The organism is Pseudomonas sp. Van50, assembly GCF_055390755.1.
The window spans coordinates 1021876-1042101 of the sequence record NZ_AP024343.1 but is presented as its reverse complement, the minus strand read 5'-3'; the positions used below and the strand labels follow the sequence as shown (position 1 = coordinate 1042101).

17 protein-coding genes and 1 pseudogene are annotated in these 20226 nt (G+C 55.4%); all 18 read left to right on the top strand.

The window, feature by feature from the left end:
- Window position 1: 1 nt before the first annotated feature.
- The 18 genes and pseudogenes from putA (at window position 2) to radC (ending at window position 20205) form a co-directional block, all read left to right on the top strand.
- Complete coding sequence (gene putA / locus ACZ5M5_RS04400) at window positions 2-3943, top strand: trifunctional transcriptional regulator/proline dehydrogenase/L-glutamate gamma-semialdehyde dehydrogenase (RefSeq protein WP_464738693.1); 3942 nt, start codon at window positions 2-4, stop codon at window positions 3941-3943.
- A gap of 161 nt (window positions 3944-4104) precedes the next feature.
- Window positions 4105-4227: pseudogene (locus ACZ5M5_RS04395) on the top strand (hypothetical protein); the annotation flags it as partial.
- Window positions 4228-4672: 445 nt separating this feature from the next.
- Window positions 4673-5509, top strand: coding sequence for a transporter substrate-binding domain-containing protein (locus ACZ5M5_RS04390; protein ID WP_464738692.1), 837 nt, complete (start codon window positions 4673-4675; stop codon window positions 5507-5509).
- Between the two features lie 59 nt (window positions 5510-5568).
- The gene (gene lhpI, locus ACZ5M5_RS04385; RefSeq protein ID WP_464738691.1) at window positions 5569-7329 is read left to right on the top strand and encodes a cis-3-hydroxy-L-proline dehydratase; all 1761 of its coding nucleotides are present in this window, start codon (window positions 5569-5571) and stop codon (window positions 7327-7329) included.
- Between the two features lie 705 nt (window positions 7330-8034).
- The gene (locus ACZ5M5_RS04380) at window positions 8035-8787 is read left to right on the top strand and encodes a hypothetical protein (protein WP_464738690.1); all 753 of its coding nucleotides are present in this window, start codon (window positions 8035-8037) and stop codon (window positions 8785-8787) included.
- A 101-nt stretch (window positions 8788-8888) separates the two neighbouring features.
- The gene (locus ACZ5M5_RS04375; RefSeq protein ID WP_457412020.1) at window positions 8889-9119 is read left to right on the top strand and encodes an AlpA family transcriptional regulator; all 231 of its coding nucleotides are present in this window, start codon (window positions 8889-8891) and stop codon (window positions 9117-9119) included.
- Window positions 9120-9123: 4 nt separating this feature from the next.
- The gene (locus tag ACZ5M5_RS04370; RefSeq protein WP_457412021.1) at window positions 9124-9966 is read left to right on the top strand and encodes a ParA family protein; all 843 of its coding nucleotides are present in this window, start codon (window positions 9124-9126) and stop codon (window positions 9964-9966) included.
- Between the two features lie 83 nt (window positions 9967-10049).
- Complete coding sequence (locus tag ACZ5M5_RS04365; RefSeq protein WP_464738689.1) at window positions 10050-10259, top strand: hypothetical protein; 210 nt, start codon at window positions 10050-10052, stop codon at window positions 10257-10259.
- Between the two features lie 14 nt (window positions 10260-10273).
- On the top strand, window positions 10274-11860 hold the full coding sequence (locus ACZ5M5_RS04360) for a ParB family protein (protein WP_464738688.1): 1587 nt from the start codon (window positions 10274-10276) through the stop codon (window positions 11858-11860).
- Complete coding sequence (locus ACZ5M5_RS04355; RefSeq protein ID WP_464738687.1) at window positions 11857-12405, top strand: DUF2857 domain-containing protein; 549 nt, start codon at window positions 11857-11859, stop codon at window positions 12403-12405. The genes ACZ5M5_RS04360 and ACZ5M5_RS04355 overlap by 4 nt, the downstream gene beginning before the upstream one ends.
- On the top strand, window positions 12402-13601 hold the full coding sequence (locus tag ACZ5M5_RS04350; RefSeq protein WP_464738686.1) for an STY4528 family pathogenicity island replication protein: 1200 nt from the start codon (window positions 12402-12404) through the stop codon (window positions 13599-13601). Before ACZ5M5_RS04355 ends, ACZ5M5_RS04350 begins: the two co-directional genes overlap by 4 nt.
- A gap of 261 nt (window positions 13602-13862) precedes the next feature.
- On the top strand, window positions 13863-14618 hold the full coding sequence (locus ACZ5M5_RS04345) for a PFL_4669 family integrating conjugative element protein (RefSeq protein WP_464738685.1): 756 nt from the start codon (window positions 13863-13865) through the stop codon (window positions 14616-14618).
- Entirely contained in the window at window positions 14615-15133 is a 519-nt protein-coding gene (locus ACZ5M5_RS04340) for a DUF3158 family protein (RefSeq protein WP_464738684.1), read from the top strand. Before ACZ5M5_RS04345 ends, ACZ5M5_RS04340 begins: the two co-directional genes overlap by 4 nt.
- Complete coding sequence (locus tag ACZ5M5_RS04335; protein ID WP_464738683.1) at window positions 15130-15600, top strand: single-stranded DNA-binding protein; 471 nt, start codon at window positions 15130-15132, stop codon at window positions 15598-15600. The genes ACZ5M5_RS04340 and ACZ5M5_RS04335 overlap by 4 nt, the downstream gene beginning before the upstream one ends.
- A 224-nt stretch (window positions 15601-15824) precedes the next feature.
- The gene (locus ACZ5M5_RS04330) at window positions 15825-17792 is read left to right on the top strand and encodes a DNA topoisomerase III (RefSeq protein WP_464738682.1); all 1968 of its coding nucleotides are present in this window, start codon (window positions 15825-15827) and stop codon (window positions 17790-17792) included.
- A gap of 907 nt (window positions 17793-18699) precedes the next feature.
- A complete protein-coding gene (locus tag ACZ5M5_RS04325; RefSeq protein WP_464738681.1) occupies window positions 18700-19281 on the top strand; it encodes an STY4534 family ICE replication protein in 582 nt (193 codons plus the stop codon).
- A gap of 71 nt (window positions 19282-19352) precedes the next feature.
- Complete coding sequence (locus ACZ5M5_RS04320; protein WP_464738680.1) at window positions 19353-19610, top strand: hypothetical protein; 258 nt, start codon at window positions 19353-19355, stop codon at window positions 19608-19610.
- Window positions 19611-19710: 100 nt separating this feature from the next.
- On the top strand, window positions 19711-20205 hold the full coding sequence (gene radC / locus ACZ5M5_RS04315; RefSeq protein WP_464738679.1) for a RadC family protein: 495 nt from the start codon (window positions 19711-19713) through the stop codon (window positions 20203-20205).
- Window positions 20206-20226: the final 21 nt, after the last annotated feature.

Below are 20226 nucleotides of genomic sequence, written 5' to 3'. Positions count from 1 at the left end.
TATGAGCACAACAACCGTTGGAGTCAAACTGAGCTCCGATCACCGTGACCGCCTGAAAAATGCTGCTCAGATGATCGAGCGGACGCCTCACTGGGTCATTAAGCAGCTTGTCCTAGGTTTCATCGAGCGCTCTGAGCAGGGTGCAGGTATTGGGCATCTGGTTAATCTCGCAGATCAAGCTCTGAGCGAGCAACAGATCCTGGAGGCGATTCCAGAAGTTGCAGAGCATGTCTTTCTGGAGTTCGCAGAAAGCATCCTGCCTCAAACCGTCATGAGTGCAGCCATAACCTCAGCGTATCGTCGCCCTGAAAATGAAGCGGTTCCGATGATGTTGGAGCAGGCTCGTTTGAGCGAAGCTCAGGCCGCAGCGGCGACAAAAATGGCTTTAGGTATTGCTGAGAAGCTTCGCAATCAAAAGAGCGGTAGTGGGCGTCAAGGCTTGGTTCAAGGTCTGCTGCAAGAGTTTTCCCTTTCTTCTCAGGAGGGGGTGGCTTTGATGTGCTTGGCCGAGGCGTTACTACGCATTCCGGACAAGGCCACACGTGATGCACTGATACGAGACAAGATCAGTAACGGCAATTGGAGCCAGCATCTGGGCCAAAGCCCTTCAATGTTCGTCAATGCCGCCTCTTGGGGGCTGCTGATTACTGGCAAGCTGGTTAGTACCCACAACGAGTCGGGTATGACCTCTAATCTCAACCGCGTCATTGGTAAAAGCGGTGAGCCGTTGATCCGCAAAGCCGTCGACATGGCGATGCGTTTAATGGGCGAGCAGTTCGTGACTGGAGAGACCATCGGCCAAGCGCTGGCCAACTCTGTAAAAATGGAGAATCAGGGGTTCCGTTATTCCTACGACATGCTTGGCGAAGCGGCACTGACCGATGAAGATGCTCGTCGATACCTGGCCTCCTATGAGCAAGCCATTCATGCAATCGGTAAGGCTTCTCAAGGACGTGGAATTTATGAAGGGCCGGGCATTTCGATCAAGCTATCGGCGCTCCACCCTCGCTACAATCGTGCCCAATACGTTCGTGTAATGGGTGAGCTGTATCCAACATTGTTGGGGTTGGCTCAGCTTGCGAAGCAGTACGACATCGGTATCAACATCGATGCTGAGGAAGCTGATCGTCTCGAAATATCTCTCGAGCTTTTGGAGCGTCTCTGCTTCGATCCTTCTCTAGATGGCTGGAACGGTATCGGGTTTGTTATCCAGGCCTATCAAAAGCGCTGCCCTTATGTGATCGATTTCGTAATCGATCTCGCTAAACGCAGCCGCCACCGGTTGATGATTCGACTGGTAAAAGGAGCCTATTGGGACAGCGAAATCAAGATCGCACAGATCAACGGCCTTGAAGGCTACCCGGTCTACACTCGCAAGCCTTACACCGATCTTTCCTACATCGCCTGTGCTCGTAAGCTCCTGGCTGCGCCTCAATATATCTACCCACAATTCGCCACGCACAATGCACACTCGCTGTCTGCGATTTATCAGATTGCAGGCCAAAACTACTACACCGGTCAGTACGAATTTCAGTGCCTGCATGGTATGGGCGAGCCCCTCTATGATCAGGTCGTTGGCAAGCTTTCAGATGGCAAATTCAACCGACCTTGCCGTATTTACGCTCCTGTAGGTAGTCACGAAACTTTACTGGCATACCTCGTGCGGCGTTTGCTTGAGAATGGGGCAAACACCTCTTTCGTCAACCGTATCGCTGACCAAACCATTGCCTTGAAAGATTTGGTCGAAGACCCGGTTAGTCAGGTTGAAAAACTCGCTGCTAAAGAAGGCGAAGTGGGCAAGCCTCATCCTCGCATCCCGCTGCCACGTGACCTTTATGGGGATGCTCGGCTTAACTCATATGGCTTGGATCTTTCCAATGAGCAACGTTTGGCCTCTTTGTCCTCGGCCCTTCTTTCGAGCTCCCACCAGGCCTACAAAGCTATGCCTATCATTGGTGGCGAAGAGCCTCAATGTGCTTCTCCGGTTCCGGTTCTAAATCCCGCAGACCACAGAGATGTAGTTGGACAGGTGAGCGAAGCTGGAATCCAGGATGTCCATCGTGCTCTGAATGCTGCCCAAGCGAGCGCTCAGATCTGGCAGTCGACCTCTGCGGGCGAGCGGGCAGCAATCCTTGAACGGGCCGCCGACCTCATGGAGCGCGAGATGCAGTCACTGATGGGGCTGTTGGTGCGTGAGTCAGGTAAGACTTTTTCGAACGCCATTGCTGAAGTGCGTGAAGCGGTCGATTTCTTGCGTTACTACGCGGAACAGGCTCGCGCATTCGGCAGCGACACGCATCGGCCATTGGGCGCAGTAGTGTGCATCAGCCCTTGGAACTTCCCTCTCGCGATCTTTGCCGGTCAGATTGCTGCTGCATTGGCAGCGGGCAATACAGTATTGGCCAAGCCCGCTGAGCAGACGCCGCTTATTGCTGCGGAAGGGGTACGCATCCTTTTGAGCGCCGGTGTACCACCGGGTGTTTTGCAGCTTTTGCCTGGGCGCGGTGAAATTGTCGGTGCAGCATTGGTCGGCGACGAACGTGTTCGTGGAGTGATGTTTACTGGCTCTACCGAAGTCGCCGGAATCCTGCAGCGTAATATCGCGGGCCGGCTGGATTCCCAAGGTCGAAGCGTTCCGCTGATCGCAGAAACGGGAGGCATGAACGCAATGATCGTTGATTCCTCTGCGCTGGTTGAGCAGGTGGTCGTTGACGTCATCAGCTCCGCCTTCGATAGCGCAGGTCAGCGATGCTCTGCCCTACGTGTTCTCTGTGTGCAAGAGGACGCGGCTGACCGTATTGTTCAGATGCTCAAAGGAGCGATGGCTGAATATCGCTTGGGTTCGCCTGAATACATCGAGACTGACATAGGGCCCGTTATTGATGAAGATGCCAAGGGCATCATTGACCGGCATATCCACGAAATGCGTCAACTTGGGCGAACTGTCTTCCAGGCAGCACGCTTTCAGCATGAGGATGTAGCCAATGGTACTTTCGTAGTGCCCACGCTCATCGAGCTGAAAAGCTTCGACGAGCTGAAACAAGAAATATTTGGCCCGGTACTTCATCTGGTGCGATACAAGCGAGCTGATCTATCAGAGCTTCTGCAGCAGATCAATGCATCAGGGTATGGTTTAACTCTCGGTGTTCATACCCGGATTGATGAGACGATCAGCCAAGTGGTTGGCTCGGCCAACGTTGGCAACCTGTACGTGAACCGAAACATCGTCGGCGCCGTCGTGGGGGTACAACCTTTTGGCGGGGAAGGGCTGTCGGGAACCGGGCCTAAGGCTGGTGGCCCGCTGTATCTCTATCGTTTGCTCTCAAGTCGTCCTGATGATGCCATTGCTAATCAGTTGGCTACTCTCGAATCTGAAGCAGTGGCACGCCCGGCTGATGTTGAGCAAGCGCTGGAGGCATATGTCAATTGGGCATCAAACCAGGGATCAAGCTTAATTACAGCTCTATCTAGTTTTGTGAAGCACTCCCCAAGCTTCCGTACTCACCTTCTTGTTGGCCCCACTGGTGAGCGGAATACCTACACCTTGCTACCGCGAGAGCGCGTACTTTGCTTGGCCGAGAGCAAGGATGATCTACTGATTCAGATCGGAGCTGTATTAAGTGTGGGTAGTCTGGTCGTACTTCCGATCTGGTCTGAAGGGCTCATTTCAAACCTACCCAAGCCTGTACGGAATCGAATTAAAATTGTTAATGATTGGCTGCATGCTGATGCCCAATTCGACGCGATTTTGCATCACGGCGACTCAGATCAGTTAGCGGAAGTTAGTCGTCAAGCATCTCGCCGTAAGGGGGCCATTATTGGCGTTAATGGCTTAAGCAGTGGTGAAACCGATATTCCGCTGGAGCGGCTTTTGGTAGAGCACGCTTTGAGTGTTAACACGGCTGCTGCGGGTGGTAACGCTAATCTCATGACCATTGGATGACTGGCCTAAAGTTGGGCCACTAATGCGAGATCTCTAAATATTTTTCCTCATGGCTCGGTGTTCATGCGTGCAAATTTGCGTGAATGCCGATGCCATTTTTAGAGGTATATAACAATACGAACGCTTCAAGTTTGTCTAAGAAAGAGCGTGCTCTTGGCGATATGGAAAATCACAACTCAGCGCTTTCGAACGGATTGAAAAATAGACATGTCCCGATGCTCTCCATCGGTGGGGTTATCGGGTCAGGTCTTTTTATAGGGTCTGGTCACGCCATCGCTTCAGCGTCAACGTGACCGTGGTGTGGATCCTTGGCGCCTGAAAAGGGTTAGGTCTTTTTGATGAGTGGTCAGGAATCTGTCCGATTTCCGCACTCCACTGAGCGACACTGGTCATGCTCTCGGTCAATTTTGCTGAAAAATCGTAAAATTGGTTGAAATAAACTGTCTCTGTGCATACGATGAGCTTAATGTGGATTGGTTTTCAGACCACTTAGACCAAGTGAGCTGACGACCATTGGCAAGCTACTGACAATACTCGTAGCGCTTATCATGTCCACGACCGGTGTGGCCGCTGCTTGGATGGCAACGGCTGGCGCCTTCTTGGCGCCATGCAAAGGATTGTGAAAGTCGTCTCAAGCTTTGAGCGAGGCAGTTCAATTTGCTTTACGAATTTACTCGACTCGCCGAGGTAGGTTTTCAAAACAACCAACACACACAACCGGGTACAAACATGAAACTTATAAATAAAAGTGTTGTAACTGCAGTAGCATCGTGCGCTTTCCTGGCCGCTTCACTCGTTCATGCTGATCAACTGGCAGACATCAAGACCAAAGATCATTTGGTCTGTGGCGTGTTGGATATCTTCGAGCCATTCGGCTACACCGACATGGCAACCAGAAAAATTTCAGGCTATGACGTTGATGTCTGCAATGGCATCGGTAAGCGGCTAGGTGTCCAAGTCGAAATTAAGCCAGTTGCTGATTCCGCTCGAATTCCAGAACTGCAACAAGGTCACATGGATATCTTGGCTGCAGGCTTGGCATACACTCCGCAGCGTGCCGCCCAAATTGACTATTCCGACTCCTATTACACCAGCAACAATGTCCTTGCGGTCAAGTCCTCGCGCGGTTATACAAAAGCTGCAGATATTGCTGACAAGCGTGTGAGTTTTGTAAAAGGCACGATCAGCGAACCATTCATCCGTGAAAAGCTGCCTACAGCCAAGCCTGTCGGTTATGACGATATTTCTACCGCCTTCACTGTTCTCGTCCAAGGTAAGGTAGAAGCATTCAGTACCTCCGAGGAAGCGACTCAGAAGCTCATCAGCCGACTTGGCGCTGACGCTAGCAAATACGCTGTGTTGAGCCCGCCTATCGGTAACGAGTTCTGGAGTATCGGTGTGAAGAAGGGCGAGCCAGCCTTGCTTGATTCGGTCAACAAAGCGCTTCGAGATATGGAGAGCTCTGGTGAAATGCAGGCAATTTTTGATAAGTGGCTGGGCGAGGGTACGCTCTACAAGATGAAGCGCTCCTTCACTGTGCAGCCGGTCAACTCTAAAAACAGCTAAATGGCGGCCTTCGGCGTCCTATTGGGCGCCGAAGATAACGTTGAGTGCCGAGGTTACTGATGACGAACGAGGATAAAATTCTCCCAGGCCGCAGCTTGGTTGGCGGCTCTGCACAGGGCGAACTGCTTTTCGCTGACGTAGGACTCAGCTTCTGGGGAGGAGTGAATTCACTCACAGGTGACGTAATCGACCAGCATCATCCGCTAGCCGGGAAGAACTTAGCAGGTCGTGTCTTGGCGATTCCTTCTGGCCGGGGCTCTTGCACTGGAAGCAGTGTGATGATGGAGCTCATCAGTTCTGGCCATGCGCCTGCAGCGCTTATCCTAGCGGAAGTGGATGAGATCCTTACACTCGGAGTGTTGCTGGCGGAGATGATCTACGAGCGCTCAATACCTGTCATCAGCATCGGTAAGGAGGCGTTTGAATCCCTTCGTGGTAGCTCCTATGCACGTGTCAGCGACGAGTCCGTAAGGCCACTGAGTAGCCTTCCCCAAGATGATTTTGCACCGAGCAAGCCCAACGGCACGCTCGACTTTTCTGCGTACCCAATCGTTCTTTCGGATGAAGATCGAAAAATGCTAGCAGGCGATCAAGGCAAAGCTGCCCAGGTTGCTATGCAAGTCGTTTTGAAGATGGCCGATTTACAAGGTGCCAGTGAGCTTATCAACGTCACCCAGGCACATATTGATGGATGCATTTACACCGGGCCAGCGAGCCTTAAATTCGCTGAGCAGTTTGTCGAGTGGGGTGCCAAGGTTGTTGTTCCTACGACGCTCAACTCAATTTCAGTTGATCAGCGCCGGTGGAAGACTCTCGGTGTAGATCCAGCATTCGGCGAGCCTGCCAGCGCTGTGGGAAGTGCCTATATGGCAATGGGAGCACGGATGAGTTACACGTGCGCGCCCTACCTGCTGGAGTCGGCGCCTAAGGCAGGTGAGCAAATCGTCTGGGCAGAGTCTAACGCGGTCGTGTATGCGAACAGTGTTCTTGCGGCCCGAACATTGAAGTACCCCGATTACCTAGATATCTGCATCGCCATCACTGGGCGAGCGCCCCTTTCCGGATGCCACCTAAACGAACACCGGAAGCCTCAGTTGAAAATCCACGTGGCATTGCCTAATGAGCTAGACGATGCGTTTTATCCTCTGCTCGGGTATCACGTCGGATTGTTGGCCGGGAAGCGTATTCCGCTTGTGTTTGGGCTAGAGAGCGCTGCTCCAACCCTAGACAACCTGAAGGCTTTCTCGGCAGCATTCGGAACCACATCAGGGGCCCCGCTATTTCACATCGCGGGTGTTACGCCAGAAGCACTGGATGTTGATAAATCCGAGTTTTTGGACTTCGGCTTAGAAGAGATGACCATTGCCCCAGTCGACTTGCTTCAAAATTGGAACAGTCTGAACAGTGCCAGTGAATCGCGCGTCGATATCGTAACGCTGGGTAATCCACATTTTTCGCTGACGGAATTCAAGACTCTGGCGGAGCTCTGCAAGGGTTTAGTCAAAGCTCCTGATACAGCAATGGTCATCACATGTGGACGTGCTATTTACGAGCAGGCGATACAAAACGGCTATATCGCGGAGATCGAGCGGTTTGGCGGCCAAATCGTGAATGACACTTGCTGGTGCATGCTAGGCGAGCCAGTGATCCCGCCGGCTGCCAAAAACGTCATGACCAACTCGGCGAAATTTGCGCATTACGCTCCAGGTCTCGTCGGTCGCCCCGTCCACTTCGCGAGCCTAGCTGGTTGTGTTGAGGCCGCTTCCAAAGGACATACTCAAGGAGCTTATCCTGCTTGGCTAAAATCTCTAGCTACATAATCGACTAGAGCATCAGGTGTGGGCCGGGACATCGCAGGCCAAATGCTCTAGCTTAAGTTATAGATGGCCTTGGGCGATCCCCAGAGATCTAAGCGTCGAGTGACCGTCACAGAAGGCTGATTGGCGCTAGCTAATAAGGTAGCGCCACGCCACTGGAGCATCTCGTGCAATGGGAGATACACGGATGAGTGCCATTCAGACCGCAATATCTCCGGCCTAGTGAATTATGCATATCACTCCCATGCCACCATTGCAAAACCTCGTCGCGGTTGAGGCAAGCGCGCGCCACAGTGGTTTCACTCGGGGCGGCAACGAAATTATGTACGCATGTGCCAACGAGAGAGGAACGGTGTGATGGCAACCATCAGTAGATCGCCACAGACAGGCGCGGTAATAGCCCCATGCCAACCTTGAAGATAGCGCAAAGCCTAGGTCCCAAAGCTTGTCTGGCGCCCCTTAATCTACCTTGGGAGTGAATCCTCATCTTCGGTAGTGTTAAGAATGAATGCGCCATTAGGGTGGGACATAGTGCGAAACCATACCGTCCATCCGTTGATGGAACCGTACGACCTGTTCCCGCTGCTTCCTTGGTCGGTAGCCTAACCGTAGGTCATGCGGCGCCATTTGCTTAACGCCGCCCGGTCAGCGTAACCAAATTCATATGGCTGGTGACGTTCGTATTTTTGAGTGAAGAAGGATATTCAAATGGATAATAAATCCCTCAAATTGCCACACTCAAAAACTTTCTATCGCCCAATCGAAGTTGCCATCCGCTGGTGCGAGTTATTACATCTAGAGGCGCAGATAGTCAGCGAAGCCGATCACTTACTACTGCAGCGAGGATATACTCATTCTTATCCCTGCATTCAACAAAAGCTCGAAATTCTATGGGATGCCATCCGTCATCAGGAACTGCCGTACGGTTGTCTGGGAGTCACTGTGTCACCTAGCGAACACGTCGAACCTGCCTTACTGACTATCCGACATACTGACCTAAAAAACTGGTTCACTCAATTTTTTTCGGGTGAAAAACCAGCCTTTTTATTTAATGACTTGGAAAGAAAATCTGTACTACCTGAAACTTCTGACACGTACAATCTTTTATTGACAGAGATCGAAATATACAAGATCAAGCAAGCTCGCACTCAGTCCTTACTTCTTGAACTTCAGGAAGAACGAGACTCCCTTCGCGAAAAGAATATTGCTCTTACTTCAGAACTTTGCGTGCGAGGCAAGCCCTCCGAACGAAGCCAAAAAAACTATCTGCGTCTGATCGGAGCGCTTTTGAAGCTTATGCTTGGGAAATCCCCAGGAGGCAGATCTTATTCCACATTGACAAGTCAAGCTTCGATCATCAGTGCGCTGATTGCACACAATCGTAATAAGCCAGGTTTCAGCCAGCGTACTCTTGAGGAAAAATTTGCAGCGGCCAAGCGATGCATCGATGATTTTGAATAGATACCGAAATCTGCGGGAGCCACTATCGCATTTTTCGGTGCTCAGTTACTCATCTTGTTCTTGAATGGCAACTCCCCAGCAAGTGCTATGGAGTGCTCCACATGACTGATCAATTGGCCCACTACCTGCCCACGCGCGCAGACAACATTGAACGCCACATCATGCGACGTGACGAGGTGGAACGAAAAACCGGCTTCAAACGCGCGCACATCTACAACCTGATGAAGGAAGGTAAATTCCCTCAGGCTAAACGCATTGGATTGCGGGCAGTCGGCTGGGACTCGCTGGAAATCGAGCAGTGGGTCGTTGAACGCTTAGGCCAACAGGCCTGATGCCATGCGTGTGGTATCGGTGGTTTCCACCAAAGGCGGGGTGGGCAAAACCACAGTAGCCGCCAATCTCGGCGGCCTACTGGCTGACGCAGGCCTACGCGTCCTGCTACTGGATCTGGATAGCCAACCCACCCTCTCCAGCTATTACGCCTTGAGCCAGAAGGCTGATGCCGGTGCGTACGAGTTCATCGCACTCAACCTAGCTATGCCTGCCCAGATTATTTCCAGGACAGTGATTGCAGGGCTCGATCTGATCGTCTCCAACGACGATCAAGGTCGACTGAGTACCTTGCTGCTGCACGCCCCTGACGGGCGATTTCGCCTACGCAATCTGCTCGACAACTTCCGCGCCCGTTACGACCTGCTTTTGATCGACACCCAAGGTGCGCGTAGCGTGCTGCTGGAGATGGCCATCCTGGCCTCCGACCTTGCCCTCTCTCCCATCACCCCGGAAATGCTCGCCGCCCGCGAACTGCAGCGTGGCACCTTGAAGCTACTCAGCGAACTCGAACCTTTCCGCCACATGGGCATTCCACCGCCCCCTTTGCGATTGCTACTGAACCAGGTGAATAGCATTCGAGTGGACACACGGATGATCATCCGAGGCCTGCGCGAAACCTTTGCTGGGACTACCAATATCTCAGTTCTAGACACCGTAGTTCCAGACCGAGTGGCGTATCTCAATGCCGCCTCCCTTGGCCTACCGGTCCACCGAATCGAGACGCGCCAGTCACGCGAACGACGCTCGCCATCCGCGATGGAAACCATGCAAGCGCTGGCCATTGAGCTATTCCCGGACTGGCACAAAGCGATCTCTTCGGTAAGCCGATGCGCGGAGGTTCAATGAGACAAGTCACCCAACTGGCACTTCTCACCCCGTCATTGTGTTTGATCGACCTTGAGGCCAACCTTTTGGCTAGGAGTTTTCTGATGTTGGATCAACTTCCCATCATCGTTCCACCGTCCACTCAACCACACCACCCGCCTTGTGAGGAGTACTGCACCGTGGTCTTTCGCCTGCAGGGTGGGCGCTCGGCTATGGGCTGGTTCCTCGCAGAACTCTCTCGGCATTTCGAAGGTTCGGGTACTGCCGAGATCGTCAAGTTCGAGATCGGTGACCATTTGCGCAACCGGCGTTAACTGAGGTTGTTCAGATGAAGAAGCTCAGTCAGGAGCAGATCACCGACAAGCTGCACCAGGACCACTTCCCTCGGGGCCCGGAGCTGGAGCGGCTGTCCGACCCACTCATCGACACGCCCATGCTGGTCACGCTGGAGCAGTTGCGGCCCTACGAACACAACCCGCGCTTCATCCGTAATCCGCTGTACGACGACATCAAGGCGTCGATCCGTGAGCGCGGACTGGATCAACCCCCACCGATTACCCGCCGCCCGGGCGAAACCTATTTCATCATCCGCAACGGCGGTAATACACGCTTGGCAATTCTCGGCGAGCTGTGGCAGGAAACCCGCGACGAGCGTTTCTTTCGCATTCATTGCCTGTTCCGACCTTGGAGCAATGAAATCACCGCCCTACTCGGCCATCTGGCCGAAAGCGATCTGCACGGCCAGCTCACCTTCATCGAACGGGCTCTGGCGGTAGCCAAGCTCAAAACCATGCTCGAAGCAGAGGGAGCGCTGCTCTCGCAACGTGAGTTGGCAGGACATCTTGCCGCTGGAGGCTATCCGATTTCGCAGTCGCACATCAGCCGAATGCTGGACACCCTCGAACACTTATTGCCCGCCATTCCACAAACCCTGTATGCCGGTTTGGGCAAACCTCAAATAGAGCGCCTGATCGGTCTACGTAGCCAGGCTGAACGAACCTGGAACCGCTATCCAAACGCCCCCATTGCGTTCGCCGATTTTTGGTTCGATACACTGGGTTACTTTGATGCCGAACCCGAGTCATTCGATCTTGAGCAGCTCCAGGATGAACTGCTCGAACGCATGAGCCGCTTGCTCGGACAGTCCTACCGTATTTTGGCCCTGGAGCTGAGCGATACCCAGCGAGTCATCTCAACGCCGGGCATCGTCGTGACTACACCCTCAGAGAATAGCCATCTGCCGAGCGTTGATGTCGCCGCGGCAGGACCTCCCTCCTCCGAGCTCCATCCCAAATCAACTGAGACTAGGCCCCATACCGAACCAACGCTAGAAGAGCCGCTCACACCGCCAGAAACGAAGGTCGTATCAGCGGTCAGTCTTCCATCACGCGTTCAACAGATTCGTGAACAGATCGATCGCGAGACCGCCACCGACGCGGCATCTTCGGTCGAAACCTATGCGATCGACGACATCTGGACCGTCGCACCAGCACTGGATAGCCCCGAACAACTGCGATCCGCCATTGCCACACTGGCGCGGGAAATGGCGGCCTATGCTGGACATCCCGAGAGCATCATCGATCAGAAGCTTGGCTTGGGCTTCGCCCTGAACATCGAGCGAGTTGATCTTGCAGCGCCTCGCGCGGCCGGCGTTCACTTATTGCTCCTGGCCCTGCTGCGTGCTCAAGACGAAGTGAACTGGGAGGATCGCAAGCAACTGCCTTCAGCCCTGTTCGGGCAGCTGCTGTTGGGGGTCTATCAACTTCCGCTGACAGATCGTCCCGCCATGGATGTGGGACTGGAGCGATTGCCCGACAGTCTGCTCATCAAACTGTATCGCCTGATCCGCCTGGCCCGCCGCCTGATCGACTTAACGCTTAACCAGGAAGGCAACTCACCGAAGGAGCTGCTATGAATCTGTCTTTCAATGTGCTCAACCAAGCCATGCTGACCCAGGTGCTACACGAGTTGCGCCAGGGCAACCTGCAGCGCTGCAAAGCACTCGGACTGGGTGAGGACGACATCTACCTGTTGCAGTCCTTACCACCCACTACGCTGTCACGCCTGGCCCATGCCACTGTACCCTGGGTTGAGGTCAAGATTGACTCACCGGTGCTGCATCGGTTGATCGAACAATCTGAACGCGACGAGCAGAACGAGCGATTGATCAACCGAGCGCTCAAGCTCGGCGCCAGCAGCACCATCATGTATCAGTGCTTCGGCCTGGCGCATTCGGAAACCGCCTTGCGTCGGCGTCTGCTCAAGATAGAAACCCGTAAGGGCCGTCCTCAGCATTTGAGCGAAGCCCAGGAGCATGCGCTCTGGCAGCGATGGTGCCAGCTACGCGCTCAGGACGGTTCCGAGGATCAGCTCGACGCCATGATGATGCTGGCCGAAGAGCAACAGATCAGCTTGACCATCGTGTGGCAGCAGATCGACCAGTACAGCAACGGAACATGAACCCTGCACCTTCCAGTCGCTGGCAACGTGTCCTGCAGCAATGCACCCAGCAGCTGAGTGAACGCTGGCCCGCACGCCCCACCACTGAACAACCCTCCAACCAGGCCCTACAGGCTGGCTTTTTGTTCAGTGGCCAATCTCACGAAGTCGTGCCACGTCGGCTGCTGTTGGATAATCGACTGACGCCATTGGAACGGAATGCCTGGCAGGTGTTTCGACTCATGCTGCAAGGCCAGGGCGTGGTCACGCCGCGCTATGAGGATTTGCAGCCTTACCTGTCGAGCGTGCCCTACGGTGCATCAGCCTCCCGTGAAACCATTGCTCGGGTGTTGACGATGCTCAGGTTGACACGCTGGCTCAGTTTGGTAAGTCGCGGACGCGATCAGCTCAGCGGACGTCTTCAAGGTTCGCTGTACGTTCTGCACGATGAGCCGTTAACCCCCGCCGAAGCCATGGAACTGGATCAGGATTACCTGGCGCTGGTCGGACATGCCCTCGGCCACGCAACCAAGGCTGTGCGTATTGTCGCGCAGCACATTATGGAAGAAATCCGCCAGGACACGGATATCGATCAGGGTCGACTACCGACACGGCTCGACAGCTGGGGCGAACACTGGACGCAGCAAGAATTGGATCAGTCAACCGATGCCGTGTTACACGATTCCGAACGGGGGGAAGATGCCCTCGTTCGGAATCGTGCAGGCCCTCGTTCGGATTCCGAACCGGGCCTGAACGCCAGTGTTTCCGGCACCGTTCGGAATCCGAACGCCGCCTGTACTGTATTAAAAGAAAGTATTTGTACAGTACCGCGCGCGACCCCAGCGGTGGATAACCTGCACTGGCCAGCTGCGCTGCACCTGAGCCCAAGCGAGCATCAGGCCGTCGCCGTGGCGCTGAACAAGCTCAAACCAGCGGATCGGCAGGCGGTGCTCAACGAAGCGGGGGCACGCTGTGCGGCCGGTGGAATCCGCAAGCCAGCGGCGTATCTGATGGGCCTGATCCAGCGCGCACTGAAAGGCGACTTTCGTCCTTGGGCAGGCCAGACAGAATCCTCTCCCGTTGCAGCACCGACCCCACCGCCTACACCACCCCCCTCGCGCCCATCTCGACGACCGGGCGAACCCGCATCCGCCCTCGCCCAAGCGTGCCTGAATGAGCTACGCCAGCTGCGCGGCAAAGGTTCTGGACGTCAGTAGATTTGATGCCAGTGGCATCAAATCCATGGAGTTCCAATCCATGAGCATGTCGGCCCCGTTGACGAAAAGCTTTGGGAAAAATCAACACGCCCCTCCTCCAACGAATGTAGACCTCAGTGGATTTGATGCCACTGGCATCAAATCCACTGAGGTCTGCTAACGCTCGAAAACCAAACTGAACAGACCGCATTCGGCTTTTTGGCTGCCCTTACTCCTCCTCTGTCGCAACGTTCCCGTCCAAGCATCAGCGAGGACAACACCGTGGCCGATCACTATCAACTCAACCTGGGTTCATTGCGCAGCAGTATCACCCTGACCCTGCACACTCACCACGCCGCCCGCATCTGGCAAGGTCGGACCGCACGTGAAGGTGCCCACTCGATCATGGGCATGGCGGGCTACATCAGTGTCACCAACCTGATCAAACAAACCGCGGCCCAGGACGACCCCTATGCCGACTGGGCCATCGTGCAACTCGAAGAAAAACTCATACAGGCCAAGGCTGGGATGTTGGAACTGACCCAACAGCTGGATCGGATCAGGCAGGATCTGCCGACACAGATCGACATGGGCGATAACCTCAACATCCACCCAGTTACCCTGCCGCTGTACATCGGCAGCCAGTTGGGCTTTCTCGCGGTCTACCTGCTGACCGACTACGACACCCTGGTGCGCCGGACCCTATTGGCCCATCACACCGCCCTGATCGGCCGCATCGATATGGAAGCTTGGATCGACGACGGCGCCCATCTACTGCGAAGCCTGTTTGGTCAGGCACAGCGCTACCGGCATGCCGGCGTCACGCGTGATGACATGGCGGCGAACAACGCCCGGGCCATTGCGGCCATCGAGAAGATGGGTTTGCCCCCGATTGACATCCTGGAGGGGCATCGCCGCTCCCAGTTCGCGCCGCCGATCATTCGCCGTGGTGCTGTGCCAGTGGATGACGTCGACGCGTTGGCAGAGGACGCGGGAGAACCGTATGCGACAGTGGATGAGCCGGAGGACGAAGCATGAATCCCCTGACCTCGGCTCACCCAATGCCCTTCGACGCGTTGACACCGGATGCCTATCGACAGCTCGAACACGCAGCCTCCCTAAAAGGCCTTTTAAAACCTTTTAAGGGTAAGGGGGAGTTGGAGCACCTGGCGCAGGTGGCGAGGGAAATTGAGGCGCAGTTATGTCGGCTGATGGAGGCTGTGGTGCAGCAGGCCGGACAGCCTCCTTCTTCACTGCTAGATATCCGATTGGTGCTGCAGAACACCAGCGCGGGCAGCACCTTTTTGCGTTGGCGCACCCGTGATTTTGCCCGCATGGGGGTTGCGGTCTGGGAACGCCAGATCTGCGACAACGCCCTGCCCCAGGTCGTGCGCGAGCGATTACACCGTTTCGAATGCGAGCGCATTGCACTGAACCTGCAGATGAGCGTGGTGCATTCGCTCTACCGCCAGGCCACGACCTGTGCGATCAAAATGGACAGCGCCGAACGGCTGCTGCGCCAGTTCACAACCGCAGTGGAGGTATCAGGATGAGTACTTTTTTTGTCGGCGAAGGCAATATCGGCAGTGCGCCAGAGTTCCAGGAGTTTCCATCAGGCAATGACGAGCCACGGCGTTTGCTACGGCTGAATGTGTACTTCGACAACCCCGTGCCGCGCGACGGCAGCTATGAAGATCGAGGCGGCTATTGGGCGCCGGTTGAGCTCTGGCACCGCGAGGCTGAACACTGGAGCACGCTGTACCAGAAAGGCATGCGTGTGTTGGTCGAAGGCCGTACCGTGCGCGATGAGTGGGAGGACAGCGAAGACAATGCGCGGGTCACCTTCAAGATCGAGGCCCGTCGAGTCGGCATCCTGCCTCATCGGGTACACAGTGTGGTCATGCGGGAACGATCCAGTGAACCGGCGTCATCTGCGACACCTGCCGGGCAAAATAAAGAACAGGCCAGCTCATCTGCGTCGAGGCCCAAAAAGCGCAGAGGGCCGCCCTCTCCGGAATGACGAGCATTAGGCATAAAAAATGCGCCTTTGCGCGAAGTCGCTGGAGTATTACTACTCGCTGCTCGTGAAGACCCACCCTGTTGCCCACGCTAAAACGGGGTAGCAGCCTCGGATCTCAAGACTGCCTTCACCGACTAACATGAGGGACATGCAAGTCAGGTTTCTCATATCTCGCAACTGCTGTTTCCAACAACGCTGCTCCGAACTCAATCCGGAGCAGTTTTATGCGCATCTTCCTCTGCGAGAAACCTTCCCAAGGTAGAGACATTGCCAAGGTTCTCGGAGCCACCCGGCGCGGTGAGGGTTGCCTAATCGGCACCGATTCAACCGTCACCTGGTGTATCGGCCATCTGCTGGAGACGGCCCCACCCGAAGCCTATGGCACTCAGTACAAGCACTGGTCGTTGGATCATCTGCCGATCATTCCCGCGCAGTGGCAGGTCGAGGTCAAACCCAAAACTGCGGCGCAGTTCAAAGTCATCAAGCGCCTGCTCAGTGAAGCCTCTGCTGTCGTCATCGCGACCGACGCCGATCGAGAAGGTGAAATGATTGCCCGCGAGTTACTCGAGCTCTGCAAGTATCAAGGCCCCGTTCAGCGCCTCTGGTTGTCAGCACTTAATGAGGCCTCGATTCGCAAAGCACTGTCCTCGCTGAAGTCTGGACAGGAGACCTTGCCGCTCTATCACTCAGCCCTCGCCCGCAGCCGCGCCGACTGGTTGATCGGCATGAACCTCAGTCGTTTGTTTACTCTCCTCGGTCGTCGGGCGGGGTACGACGGCATATTGTCGGTTGGACGCGTCCAGACACCCACTTTACGTCTGGTGGTCGATCGAGATCGTGCGATTGCCAGCTTCATCTCGGTGCCCTACTGGGAAGTGGATGTGCACCTGTCCTCCATGGGGCAACCATTCATTGCGTCGTGGTTACCACCCAGGTCGGGACGAGATGAGGCCGGTCGTTGCCTGCAGCAGGCGCTTGCCAGTCAAACGGTCCAAGCGATCTCTTGCAGTAAGGCCGCCACAGTCCTCTCGCTGCAGACTGAGCATTCCCGGGAAGCGCCACCCCTGCCCTTCGACCTGAGCACACTGCAAGAAGTCTGCTCGCGCAAGTTGGGTCTCGGCGTCCAGGAAGTTCTGAACATCGCCCAAACTCTGTACGAAACTCACAAAGCCACCACCTACCCGCGCAGCGATTGCCGCTATTTGCCAGAGAGTATGTTCAACGAGGTACCCGCGGTATTCGAAGCCCTGCTCAAAACGGATCCCGCGCTGCAGCCCGCATTCGGAAGACTTGATCGATCACTGCACTCCCGCGTGTGGAACGATGCCAAGGTCACCGCGCACCACGGCATCATCCCCACCACCGAACCGGCGAACCTGGCGCGGATGTCCGAACAAGAACGCCAAGTCTACGAACTGATCCGTAGCCACTACCTCGCGCAATTTCTTCCGCATCATGAGTTTGATCGAACCCAGGTCGTATTGGAGTGTGGCGAAGAACAATTGACCGCCGTTGGCAAACAGATCCTGGTCCAGGGCTGGAAAGGCTTGCTCTACGAAAACACCGAAGAAGATGACGCCAGTCACAAGTCACAAGTCTTACCAGTCTTGCAACAGGGTACTCAGTGCGTAGTGGACGACGTCGAACTCAAGTCCTTGCGCACTGCCGCTCCTAAACTACTCACTGAGGGCGATCTGATCAAGGCCATGAAAAATGTGGCCAAGCTGGTCAACGACCCACGCCTGAAACAGAAGCTTCGGGACACTACCGGTATCGGCACCGAAGCCACGCGAGCCGGCATCATCAAAGGGTTGATTGATCGCGGTTATTTGCTGAAGAAAAAACGCGCCTTAATGGCCTCCGCCGCTGCCCATACCTTGATTGAGGCGGTACCCGCCGCAGTCGCAGATCCGGGTATGACCGCAATCTGGGAACAGGCGCTGGACGAAATCGAAGCCGGACGCCTGACCCTGGATGTGTTCGTTGCCAAGCAGGCGAGTTGGATTGCGCAGTTGATCGCACACTGCCGCTCGCTCACTTTGGCAATAGCGGTCGAAACGAGTCCGGGCTGCCCCAAGTGCAACGCGTCAATGCTCAGCCGAAAGGGAAAATCAGGGCCGTTCTGGTCATGCTCTCGCTATCCGGATTGCAAGGGCGCGGTGTCGATCAGTAAAGCTACGCGTCGCTCATGATCTGCCATGGGACGATCACCATGGGAACGATGCGTTCTCTGCCTTGACCTCGTCCCACCCTCTCTGCTGTAGTGCCTCAGGATCATCGCCAACGGCGACCCAAGACCGATTTGCTCCGGGTAGCTCGGTCGAACTCCTTGAGTTCGGAGCCTTCTCTTCTGCGGAATTTCATTCCTCACTTGTGCTCGACCTGATCACAGTGGCGGATGACCACTGTTGCCTCTGCCCGGCAACAGCGGTCATCCGCTTCGGCGATCGTATTCAGTCCCGGAGCCCACCGGGGAAAAATGGGGCACCCTTTGTGCGCGGATGCGTGCCAGCAGGTTCCGACCCAGGCCACGACAAGGGTCGGTTGGCGAATCATGGCGCAGTTCAACCAAGTGTTGCGAGGCGCTTGTCGACTGCGTAAGACCGCCAAAGGTGGTTCTTCTCTTCCTCGCCTGGCACCCCGCTAGGCCCCCTCTTCATTTTTTTCATTTTCTTAATTCCAGTGACTTCCACCGTATTCCGGCCTTAAAAAATCGGGTTGCAGCGTCTTGACGCTCCCCTGTGACAGGCTTATACAAAGGCCTTGGTTCGCTGTCGTTGACAGCCCAGCCCAGGTAGCTTGAACCTTCAAGGCTACGCCGCGTTCGTGGTGGTTTACCCAAGTGCGATCAGCGTTCGGAAGCTCGCGCGGTTACCGCTTCAGCGGTGATGAATGCCCACTACCCCATGCCTGCGGATCACCACCGCAGACGCTCCTCTGCTGCACCGCTATTCCCTCAAGGCGCATCGTTCTGATCGTCATCGGCTTGCCGGTGGCGAGTTGTTCATTGCTCGCCTTTACCTTACCCACCCTGACGGGGGCTCACTTCCCCGTCAGGGATTGTGCGTCGCCGTTTTCCCTTGAAACAGGAGAACCACCATGGCCCACGCCAACCACTCCCAAGAAGCGACCACTTACTTCAACCTGCACACCGTCGGAATCGGCTACCTCAACCGTGTTCGTGAAGTACAAGTCCGCCGCGGCCAGCCATTCATGGCCTGCGATATCGCCGCCCTGCACGGTGTCACCGATGCGGTGGAGTACACCCGCTTCGACTGCAAGGTCGCTGGAGGCGAAGCTGATCGTTTGATTCGTCTCTATATGGACGCCGTCAAAGCCGAGAAAAAGGTCTTGCTGTCGTTTCGTATCGGCGACCTGTGGATCGATCCGTTTCTCTACGAGAAAGGCGCTAAGCAAGGTCAACCGGGCGCCAGTTTGAAAGGTCGTTTGTTGTTCATCGACTGGATCAAGGTCAACGGCACGTTCGAGTACAAAGCGCCCGCCAGGCAGGAAGCAACAGCACCTGCTGAGCAAGCGCCAAACAGTGAGTCCTCCCCAACGTCGGCTGATGCCGAAGCTGAAGATACCGGCAACCCAACAGAGTCCAGGATTGAACCTGAATCTCCACCCACTCTCCGCACGGCCCGCCGTGTCACCACGCGTACTGTTCAGTCCGCCTGAACAATCCACGATGTTTTACATCAAGGCGCTCAATCGAGCGCCTTTCCTTCAATCCGCACAGGAGAGTCAACATGGAATCCTTCTGGCTTTGCGACGACTGCCTGTTTGCTGCGGCTTACGAGGACTACAGCACGTTATCGCTCTACTACACGACGGATGAAATCGAGAAACGCATCGCCGGCATTCATCTTGGACTGGTTCGCTTAATGCCCATGAGTGCCGACTTCGATCCCGAAACCGGTCGGGGAATAAAAGCCTTCTCCCCATTGCCCTGCGACGGTTGTGACTCACACCTGCACGGACAACGCCACCGATTCACTCGGCTGTAAACAGCGCGTCATCGGCTAATAAACGCGACTCTTTATCCACCTCGGGGACACCACTCCCCTCGGGCGTGTACCCCTGATTGTTCCCTTCGGAGGTACCACCATGAGCACCCAACTCACACTGATTGAGACCTCGGCTTTCGAGGCTGATCGTATCGTCCAAGAAAACCAGGTGATCGACGAAGCACTGCATATTCTGGATCGTCGGCTGTTCGCCCGCGGTCCTGACCTGACGTCGCCTGACACTGTGGCCTCATACCTAAAACTGCACCTTGCGCCACAAGAGCATGAAGTCTTCGGTGTGATCTTTCTCGATGCCAGGCACCGGGTGCTGGCATTCGAAGTCCTCTTTCACGGCAGCATTGATGGCGCCAGCGTCTACCCCAGACAGGTCGTTAAACGCTCATTGGCGCATAACGCTGCGGCCGCCATTTTTGTTCACAACCACCCCTCAGGGTGTACGGAACCCAGCCAGGCCGATCGCGTCTTGACCGCACGGCTGAAGGAGGCCTTGGCCTTGATCGAAGTGCGCGTACTGGACCACTTCATCGTCGGTGAAGGTCGTCCTCTCTCCCTGGCCGAACATGGCTGGCTTTAACCCTCACAGGCGCCTTCGGGC